The organism is Salegentibacter tibetensis (assembly GCF_020164485.1).
Classification (GTDB): domain Bacteria; phylum Bacteroidota; class Bacteroidia; order Flavobacteriales; family Flavobacteriaceae; genus Salegentibacter; species Salegentibacter tibetensis.
The window spans coordinates 1-9129 of the sequence record NZ_JAIQZA010000058.1 but is presented as its reverse complement, the minus strand read 5'-3'; the positions used below and the strand labels follow the sequence as shown (position 1 = coordinate 9129).

The following is a 9129-nucleotide window of genomic DNA, read 5'->3' as shown; positions in this document are numbered from 1 at the left end:
AATCCCGGTCAAACCCCCTGCGCACTATTTTACCATTTAGTTCTACCGAGGAGGCTTTGTACTTACTACCCGGCGAAAGGCTAAACCTGTTAGAGGCATCTTTTCGGCTGACAATAATATGAATATGACTTTGGGAGCCTTCCTTTTTCATACCCTGGACGATACGTTCTCCGTTTTGTTTGTGTGGAGCTTGTTTTTCTAATTGTGCTATACGTTGTTCCCGATGCGTTATATTACCTTGCATTTCACCCCGCTTAATTTTTCGGACCTCACATTTAAGCTTCAGTATTTCAGAAGCAAAAGGCTGGTTTTCCCGTACCTGTTTATCACTACCCTTAAAACTTCGGGAATGTTCAATTTTAGCAAAGTATTTCACATCATCTATACTGACCGGGCGCCCATTTATTTCCCGGTTAAAAGAAGCTACATAATCCTTCATCAGTTCCCTGGTATATTTTTTCAGGTCTTCACTGTTATTTTGCAATTGCTTAAGTTCATATTTAGATGGACTTACCGTAATGGAATAAAACCTGGGTTCGGTTTTTTCGAGTTTAGCGGTGTTCCCGTCAATTTCCCGGGTAACTTTATCAGCGGAGATATTGTCCTCGTATTGATTGAAGAAATGTTCCATTTCGTCAGGTGTTAATTCCTGGTTTTCTTTTTCCAGGTAGGCTACAAAGTCTGCAGCACTTTTGGAATAGTTCCCTCCTATTTTTTGCGGGGAGATGGTGATATACATAGCTCCGGGTTTTACATGTTATTATTATAATTTTTCTTCTCCCGGAATTGCACCTGTTTTTCCTCCACCTGTTTTTTTTCCAGTAGAAGTGGTTTCTTTTTAGGTTCTTCCATTTCAAACAAAGACTGGATCATAGCCACCGTAGGTTTGGTCTGGGTTTTTTCCATATCCCTCATAATGGCGATCACCGCGTTAATTCTTTTTTTAAAAGTTTGTTCTATTGTCCTTCCTGTGGGCCCTAACTTTTCTTTGGGAGAAATTTCATTGTAGAAGAAAAAATCCAGCATCGTAGCCATTGCTTCCGTGTGGGATTTGAAGTGTTTCCTTGAAAATTCCTGGAAACGTTTTGCAGTTTCCTTCTTAAATCTAATGCCGATAAATGAATCCATAATTCGCCGATTTGTCGCAAATTCTTCCCTAAAAATGGGCTTTGACAGGGCATTTGTCGCAAATAGCAATAATTAGAAAAAACTAATCATTTTTAATTAACTGATAATCAATTGTTTAAACTTAAAAAGGAATGAGAAACGCGGCTTTGCCCGTTACCCTCTTGCTATTCCTTTTCGTCCCGCAAGGCGGGACAAAATTTGCATACAACCTGGCTAAAGCCAGTTGCCAATTCCAGGGAAAAATTTCCTGTGATATAATATTTTGATGTACAGGATTATCGGCGAAAGTCAAAAAAATGGATAACCTGCTTAAATTTTGAAAGCTGAATTTCAGCTAATTAAAGATACATTTTTTTTATAAAATCAAGGCAAAGAATTCACAATTGAAACATATTTTTTTTATATTTATAATCATTGTAATTTTTCATTAATGATAGAAAGGAAAATCCTGTTAGTTAGTTATGGATTTTCCTTTTTTAATTTAGAATAGGTTTTGAATTACTTCCTCCCTGGTGACCGTATTACCTAACACGATATTTTTAATATTTTTTCCTTTAAAACTATTTTTGTCTCTGGCAATATATAAGCGAAGATTTAAACTAAAAACACCTCTAAAAAATAGAAGTGTTTTAAATACGGTAAGAAAATTACTAAGTAAAAATTACAGGATTCCTTCATCTGCGAAACTGTAGTAATTACCGTCAGGAATAAGAATAATATGATCCAGGACTTTAACATCAAAAAATGATGCAGCATTTTTGATTTTCCTGGTCAGGCTTTTATCTGCTTCACTTGGTCTGAGGGTTCCGCTGGGGTGATTGTGCAATAAAATTATGGCCGTGGTTAAGGACTTTAATACTACTGCGAATAGGATTCGAACATCGACCAGGGTCCCGGTAATACCTCCATTAGAAACTTCATAGATTCCTTTAACCCTGTTGGCATTATTAAGCAATATAATTTTAAAGGTTTCCTGCAATTCAATATTATTTTTATTCCACTGTTCAAATGCCAATGCTGCCGCACATCTGGAACTGTTTATTTTTGGAAGTAAATTTGTTTTTATACTTCCACTGTAGCTTATCGATATTTCATTAACTTTGTTTTTCATTATTAGCTTATTATATAGGTTTAGTGAAAAAAGAGGGCAAAACTTCCACGGTAGCGCCCTCTTTACTTTTTAAAATTACTCAACGGTATTTTCCTTACTTCCTAAAAACAGGATCTCATCGACCAAAACTTCGGTAACATATCGTTTTTTCCCTTGCTGGGTTTCATAGGATCTGGAAGTCAGTTTGCCGCGAATGGCAACTTCTTTTCCTTTATCGACATACTTTTCAATAAGTTCCGCCTGTTTTCCCCAGGCTACTACATTATGCCAGTCGGTTTGTTGGATTTTCTCGCCTTCTTTGTGGTAGAATTCATTGGTAGCCAGTGAAAAACTGCATACTTTTTTACCACTTTCAAAGTTTTTGGTTTCGGGGGCATTGCCCACATTTCCGATTAACTGTACTTGGTTTCTTAGATTACTCATAATTAAAAGATTTAAAGATCTGCTTTGTCAGCAGACAGGTTAAACATTGATTTACTTATTATATCCGGAGCGTTTTCCTTTTTTGATTTTTTTACTTCGCTTCCGGGTATGTTGTTTTGAAATGATTTCATAAGTTTTATTTTTTGATTTACTTCCTATAGAGCCGTTTGCTGTTCCCTTTTTTGATGCTGATACATTTTGAATATTTAGAATTAGGAAGGACTTATAAAAAGGAGTAAGCGACTGGCTTATGCAGTCCGTACTAACTTCTAAATATTAGTATTTTGCATTATAAAAAAGGAAAAAAACAGCAACGGTCCGGGAAGTAAATGGAACTACTGAAATTGAAAAACAACCGGAAGCAAAGTAAATGCAAGAATGGAATTCCTATAAAGCGGGCTTCTTTTTTTTGGTCAAAAAACAGCGTTTAGGTACTCTAGAAGGAATCAGGCAAGAAGAAAAAGAGGAATTAAAGTAGAAAGCGAAAAAGTGCCCAAGATTCTCACAGGAAAGCTCTTTACCCGAAATGAAGCTTTTCACGTAGTGGAGTGGTAATGTGCTGACCGGGTACTGAAAATAAATCATCCTTTTTAAGTCTGATTCAAATCCGACTTGACTGCACAAGTATTGCCAGTATTATGTTCCCCTGAAAAATTCATTATTAAGTATTTTGCACGCCAATTTCATTATATAATTTGATTACTTCCAGAAGTCATATACATTTGTTGGTTTCAACAGATTCAATTTAAATTTGGTTCCCAATCAACATTCTATGAGAATATATATCCTGATTTTAATTTCCTTGGTTTACATTGTCTAAAGACTCTGGTAAGCTACTAACTTCAACTCCACAATCTTCAAAAGCTTTGGTGACTCCCAACGCAATGGTAGTTTCTGCACACGCGGAAGCATCAGAAATAGGGGTTTTAATTATGCAAAAAGGGGGAGGTGCTTTTGCATGCTATGGGAACTATTGTATTATTTTCCAATGGCAATAAGTTTTCCCGACTTATAAACTCCCCTTCTTCCCCGAACTCTTCTTCTCCAAGTTCAAAGGTTCGCTCAAAACCTACATTTTTACTGGCGTCGGCTATAGACCAGGTTTCTGCAGGCTCAAAAAGATTAAGTAAAACCGCACCATAAAATGATAACCCTTCAACAATGGGCAGCAACATGTATTTAATAATTGTGGCTCTAATTTCAGAAATGCTTCATACTTATAATAAAAAAAGCACAAACTATAAATGGAAAATTAAGTCCAACTACAGTTTGTGCTTAAGAAATAGGGCTCGGTGTTTAACTATTCAACTAAAGTAAATTGAATAGTTCCAAGAATACCATAATCTCCTACATAAGTACCTAAACCTTCATTCTGATCTCCTCTAATGGCTCCGGTCAAAATAATGTCACCAGCTTTCAAAGATTCACCCCTTGAAGCCAATTCTGCACTTAAAAATGAGACTGCTTTAAAAATACCATCCAAAGGAAGTCCAACTTTAGCATCCAGAATAACATTTCTATCCAAGGTACCTAATAGTTCAATTTCATCAGGATCAATGTCTTGATTTAACAAATTTTCTAATTGTGTTTCTTCCCCCAAGATGTAAGTACGTGCAGCACTATTTGTGGCGATGATGTCCCTAAAGTCAATTACCATATTATTTGGAGTAAATCCAAAGTCTGCAAATTCAAAAGCTGGAGCAATGGCTTTGACCGCATTTTTTGCTTCTTCTGGGCTAATAGCAGATGTAACATCTCTGCCCATTATTATTGCCACTTCAAACCCAACAGAGCCACCAATGAAATCTTCACTTAAGCTTAATGTTGAACCATTAGGAACTTCAAAACTGGAATAGATTCGTCCATATATGGGTTTGGGAGCTCCAAAGGGTCTTTCATCCCCAGTAAACCCTAGTTTATAACCGGTTAATGTGCCGACACCTCTATTTTCCAATTCTTTGATTAACCTATCTTGAAAATCATACGCATCGTTGATCGTCATATCCGGAAACATGGGGGTTAGAGCCGGGAAAGGCTCAATATTGAAAAAAGAACCGGCATAATCATCAATGAAATCAAATAATTCAGAACCTAAAAGATCTGGTGAATCACCAATATCACCGCAATTTCCTTCTTGAAAGTGGTAGTAGTCTACGTTGTCATCTCCATCCATTAGACCTCTAACATCGTCATCGTTAATAACCCCTGCTCGTATTATTCTTTCTTCTACTTCTTCGTAAGCATCTGAATTACGCAAAGTGATTTCAATATAATACTCGTCCATACCGGCACCGTCAGGTAAAAACATACAAACCGGGGAAGTATAATAATCTCCGTTCTCCATATCCATCGTGTTTTGAAGGTTTTCGTGAAGAAGATTACCTTTTACTCCATTCTCAAAAGACCATATATTCACACTGTAGAGTGCAGAATAATGCCTGCCGTTTTCATCACAGTAGTTCCCAAATATACAGAACTCGATAACTTCAGTTGCTTCTATATCAAAGAATTGATAACCGTATAGGTTTACATCCCTGTCATCAACACATAGCACTTCCACATCAAGATAGGTTTTTGATCCCGCCCTTAGATTCCAGGTACTGGCAGCTCCACCCAAAGGATTTGTAACAAATTGAGCATACTCACTTCCAACTTTGGGGGCGACCCATAAAACATTATCCGGTTCCCCGTCACTGTCATCATCTGTCCAAACCACAAAATCAGTTAGACTAACAGAAACATGTGTTTCGCTCGAAGCTACCGGAATTTCCAGATCTTCATCATAGCCGGTAAAATATCCGTTGGCATCCTCTAATATAGGTACTACAACCATTACTTCTGTATCACTATCTCCATATTCAATAGTGATTTGTGCAAAAGCAGGATCTCCATCAATACATTCGCCTACATCAGCTCCTATCTCTTGCTTGTTTATCACAGCTCTACTGAAATCCTGGAGGGCAGTTCCGAAGGTGAGCGTAACACTTCCCTGTTCATTGTTAACGGTGTTTTCATCCTTACTACAGGAGGTAAAAATTAAGGCAAACACTGCCAAATACATCAATTTTAGTTTAAAATTTCTCATCCTAATAAAATTTAGTTATTAATATTTATAATGGTTAATTGTAATTCCAACTTTTGATATCAATTCGAGCATTTTTTTGATTTATAAAGGTAATATCACAGACAAAAGGTTGGGATGGGGGAATTCCCGTATTGGCTTAATTTAACTGTTTACAGCACAGAGAGTCCAATAAACTTTAAAATAATTAACGGTAATTATAACTTCTCTGATTGGGAAATACATCCTGTTAGTTTCGAATATTACTCTGGAGAAAGCTTTGAAGTAAAAAGAGAGCGAAAAATTGTATTTACAGAGAATCAATCAGGAATTATTCTCAAAAGATGTGAAGAATTCAAAACTCCTTAAATAAAAAGAGTCCTTCCATTTCAAATTGAAAGAGGCTTTATAATTGTACAACACTGCATTCGTAATATCTTCACATATCAGAACAAGTTGGAACACAACTTCTACATATTATGGCGCAAAAAAGAAACCGTCTAAAAATTACTTTAAACGGTCTTCTCTTATCTAAGCTTTATATATTATTTAACTATTAATTCCATTGTATACCTGAATTATTTCTCCTTAGGCTTCGGGATGTATAGTATCATATTCATCTTAGAAGCCATTCCATAACAATCTTAGGATTTTTCAATAGCAATAGGTTTTCCCTACTTATAAATTCAGATAAGCTCTCGGCACTTTATTGTTAAAGCCAACCCAAAAAACATTCTATATAGAATGTTTTTAATTAGCTTTGCAGTATGGAACAGGAATTAAAAACAGAAGCTACCCGGAAATTAATAACCAAAAAGGCTTTTCAGCATTTTTATAAGAATGGATTCAAATCTACCAGCGTTAATGAAATTATGAAAGCTACCGGATTGTCTAAGGGTGCATTCTATCACAATTTTAAAAACAAGGATGAATTAGGCGTATTGGTGGTAAAAGCAGAATTAAACACCATGATTTACAATGCAATGATTGCTCCTTTATATGCCGAAGGCGAAGCTAAAACTATTCTACAAACTACTTTCTTGAACAAGTTCCAAACTTTTACCAGTGATGAAAAACTAATGGGTTGTCCGGTGAATAATTTAATCAATGAAATAGGCGGATCACAGAATTTGTTAAACAAAGCTTTAAAAGATCTTATAGACACCTGGGTAAATGCGGTGGTTAATATTATTGAAAGAGGTCATAAAGACGGTTCCATTAAGCCAGAAACCAATGCACAGCAAGCAGCCATTTACCTGGTGAGTTCTTTTGAAGGAATGCGCGGTATTCGCAAACTATACAGTGATGACCTAAACTGGAATTCATATAAGGCAGCCCTTGAAGATTACATTAACCAACTCTAAAATGTGCCTGTTGTAGGTAAAGATTATTTCAGAAAAATTATTGCAATAGAGAAATGAATTCTCGCAAATTATACACTTAAAATTAAATATTATGTTCAACACTATCAAAATAAGCGTTCTTTCATTAATCGCTTTATTCCTTTTTTCAGCCTGTAACTTCGGTAATTCTGAATCTTCAGAAAAACAGGAAGAAATTGTAAAACAGGTAAAAGAAAATGAAAGTAACAATTTAAGAAAGGCACCGCAATTTGAGGTCACTACTATAGATGACCAAAAAATAAGCCTGGAACAATCCCTGGCAGAGAATAAACCTACGATGATCTATTTCACGGCATCCTGGTGCCCAATGTGCGCTAAAAACTGGCCCGCCATTGCAGAAGTTTACCCGGAATATAAGGATAGAGTAAATTTTGTAGCAATAAGTATAGACCCTACAGATGATAAGGAAGTAATGACCAAACTGGCAGAAGAAAAAAACCTGGACTTCCCTTTAGTTAAAGGCACCCCTCAGGTGATGATAGATTTTGGAGTAGATAGCCAGGCTACTACAGTTGGTATTAATGAAGAAGGTTATGTAGAATTTCAAAAAGATAAAACAGTACTTACAGCTGAAGAATACCGCAATCTTTTTGAGCAATTGCTAAACTAAATGGATTTTATAGGATTCTCATTTTTACAGGGCATATTGGCGTTTTTAGCTCCCTGTGCCGTGGCTTTGTTGCCCGGATATATTCTCGCCTTTATTTCCAGAAATCCCGATAGCCGTTCGAACATTTCTGCACGTTTAGGCAGGGGCTTCAAGCTGGCATCGCTTAGCATACTGGGAATCCTGATAATCTATAGTCTGGCCGGGGCAATGATTGTACTGGCAGGTCAGGTTTTAAAAGATTACATGAAATGGATCACTATTGGGATGGGAGCTATTTTAATTATCCTTGGAATTCTAATGTTAATAGGTAAGAGTATTTCATTTTCTTTTAATATCCAGAATTCAAACCCGAAGACAGAAGCTATTGAGGCTTTTATATTTGGAATTGGTTATGCTATTGGTGCGCTGGGATGCCTGTTCCCCTTGTTTTTAATAGTAGCGACCCAGGCGATGGCCGCAGAAACAGTTTGGGAAGGTAGTTCTTATATCCTGGCCTATTTTGCCGGAATAAGCGGAATGATGATCCTAACTATTCTTCTGGCCATTTTTGCCAAGGATTTTCTTCTGAAAAACCTGAGAAAAATACTTCCATATATGGAAAAGATTACCGCTGTACTGCTCATTATCGCAGGAGTATATGTAATCTATTATCAAATGGCGCTATTTGAATTTTAAGGCTAAAGGCCATATGTATAGCGCTTTTTTAATTGATGTTTAATCTTAAAAATTTAAATTATGTCATACCAAACGTACAAGATCGGTTTAAAACCGGTAAAACTAGAAGATGCTAACGAGCAACAAAAGGAAATCCTTGAAAAGGCGAAAAAAGCTAACGGGATGATTCCTAACATGTATAATAACATGGTGAATTTACCGGCCTTGCAGAATACTTATGATTCCGGCTATCATCAGTTTAGACAGGACAGCGGATTCACACCTGCGGAACAGGAAGTGGTATTACTAACCATCAGTATTGCAAATTCCTGTGGATATTGCACCGCAGCCCATAGCTATTTAGCTGAAAATGTTTCAAAAACCCCAAAAGATGTTATTGAAGCCATTAGACAGGGTAATAAAATTGAAGATGATAAATTACGAGCCCTGCACGAATTCACTAAAGTGATGAATGAAAGCAGAGGAAATCCAACTCCAGAAGAGGCTAAAAAGTTCCTGGACGCCGGATATTCTGAAAAACAGATCCTTGCTATTATTCTGGCACAGGCCGTAAAAACGATAAGTAATTATTCCAACCATATTTTCCATACTGAAGTTGACGAAGCTTTTGCCGGGAATAAGTTGTAGTAAGTTTTAAATTAATAGGAAAGTCAACAAATTGACTTTCCTATTTTAAACAATTTCAAAAAATATATTGCTAAAAAAATGTCTATGAAAT

General features: G+C 36.3%; 10 protein-coding genes. 4 read left to right on the top strand and 6 right to left on the bottom strand.

Annotated features, from left to right (window positions below; genetic code table 11):
• The 6 genes from mobB to LB467_RS18030 form a co-directional block, all read right to left on the bottom strand.
• Positions 1-739 (bottom strand): MobB family relaxase (mobB, locus tag LB467_RS18055; RefSeq protein WP_224475508.1); only part of this gene is annotated, 739 nt, incomplete at its 3' end.
• Positions 740-750: 11 nt separating this feature from the next.
• Positions 751-1128 carry a BfmA/BtgA family mobilization protein gene (locus tag LB467_RS18050; protein ID WP_224475506.1) on the bottom strand — a complete coding sequence of 126 codons (378 nt, stop codon included), beginning with the start codon at positions 1126-1128 and terminating at the stop codon, positions 751-753.
• A gap of 661 nt (positions 1129-1789) precedes the next feature.
• A complete protein-coding gene (locus LB467_RS18045) occupies positions 1790-2239 on the bottom strand; it encodes a JAB domain-containing protein (RefSeq protein WP_224475504.1) in 450 nt (149 codons plus the stop codon).
• Positions 2240-2314: 75 nt separating this feature from the next.
• Positions 2315-2662: a single-stranded DNA-binding protein gene (locus LB467_RS18040; RefSeq protein ID WP_224475502.1), complete on the bottom strand. Its 348-nt coding sequence runs from the start codon at positions 2660-2662 to the stop codon at positions 2315-2317.
• Between the two features lie 926 nt (positions 2663-3588).
• Positions 3589-3837 (bottom strand): hypothetical protein, encoded by a 249-nt coding sequence (locus tag LB467_RS18035; RefSeq protein WP_224475499.1) that lies wholly within the window; start codon positions 3835-3837, stop codon positions 3589-3591.
• Between the two features lie 125 nt (positions 3838-3962).
• Positions 3963-5747 (bottom strand): 2-keto-4-pentenoate hydratase, encoded by a 1785-nt coding sequence (locus tag LB467_RS18030; RefSeq protein WP_224475488.1) that lies wholly within the window; start codon positions 5745-5747, stop codon positions 3963-3965.
• A 743-nt stretch (positions 5748-6490) separates the two neighbouring features.
• On the opposite strand from LB467_RS18030, the gene LB467_RS18025 reads away from it, so the two are divergent.
• From LB467_RS18025 to LB467_RS18010, 4 genes are all read left to right on the top strand, one after another.
• Entirely contained in the window at positions 6491-7087 is a 597-nt protein-coding gene (locus LB467_RS18025) for a TetR/AcrR family transcriptional regulator (RefSeq protein WP_224475474.1), read from the top strand.
• Between the two features lie 91 nt (positions 7088-7178).
• Entirely contained in the window at positions 7179-7736 is a 558-nt protein-coding gene (locus LB467_RS18020; RefSeq protein ID WP_224475473.1) for a peroxiredoxin family protein, read from the top strand.
• Positions 7737-8411, top strand: coding sequence for a cytochrome c biogenesis CcdA family protein (locus LB467_RS18015; RefSeq protein WP_224475471.1), 675 nt, complete (start codon positions 7737-7739; stop codon positions 8409-8411).
• Positions 8412-8471: 60 nt separating this feature from the next.
• Entirely contained in the window at positions 8472-9038 is a 567-nt protein-coding gene (locus tag LB467_RS18010) for a carboxymuconolactone decarboxylase family protein (RefSeq protein WP_224475469.1), read from the top strand.
• Positions 9039-9129 lie beyond the last annotated feature (91 nt).

Coding starts and splice junctions, on each gene's coding strand:
- LB467_RS18015 (WP_224475471.1), top strand. CDS start 7,737: ATGGATTTTATAGGATTCTCATTTTTACAGGGCATATTGGCGTTTTTA.
- LB467_RS18045 (WP_224475504.1), bottom strand. CDS start 2,239: ATGAAAAACAAAGTTAATGAAATATCGATAAGCTACAGTGGAAGTATA.
- LB467_RS18020 (WP_224475473.1), top strand. CDS start 7,179: ATGTTCAACACTATCAAAATAAGCGTTCTTTCATTAATCGCTTTATTC.
- LB467_RS18035 (WP_224475499.1), bottom strand. CDS start 3,837: ATGTTGCTGCCCATTGTTGAAGGGTTATCATTTTATGGTGCGGTTTTA.
- LB467_RS18025 (WP_224475474.1), top strand. CDS start 6,491: ATGGAACAGGAATTAAAAACAGAAGCTACCCGGAAATTAATAACCAAA.
- LB467_RS18040 (WP_224475502.1), bottom strand. CDS start 2,662: ATGAGTAATCTAAGAAACCAAGTACAGTTAATCGGAAATGTGGGCAAT.
- LB467_RS18030 (WP_224475488.1), bottom strand. CDS start 5,747: ATGAGAAATTTTAAACTAAAATTGATGTATTTGGCAGTGTTTGCCTTA.
- LB467_RS18050 (WP_224475506.1), bottom strand. CDS start 1,128: ATGGATTCATTTATCGGCATTAGATTTAAGAAGGAAACTGCAAAACGT.
- LB467_RS18010 (WP_224475469.1), top strand. CDS start 8,472: ATGTCATACCAAACGTACAAGATCGGTTTAAAACCGGTAAAACTAGAA.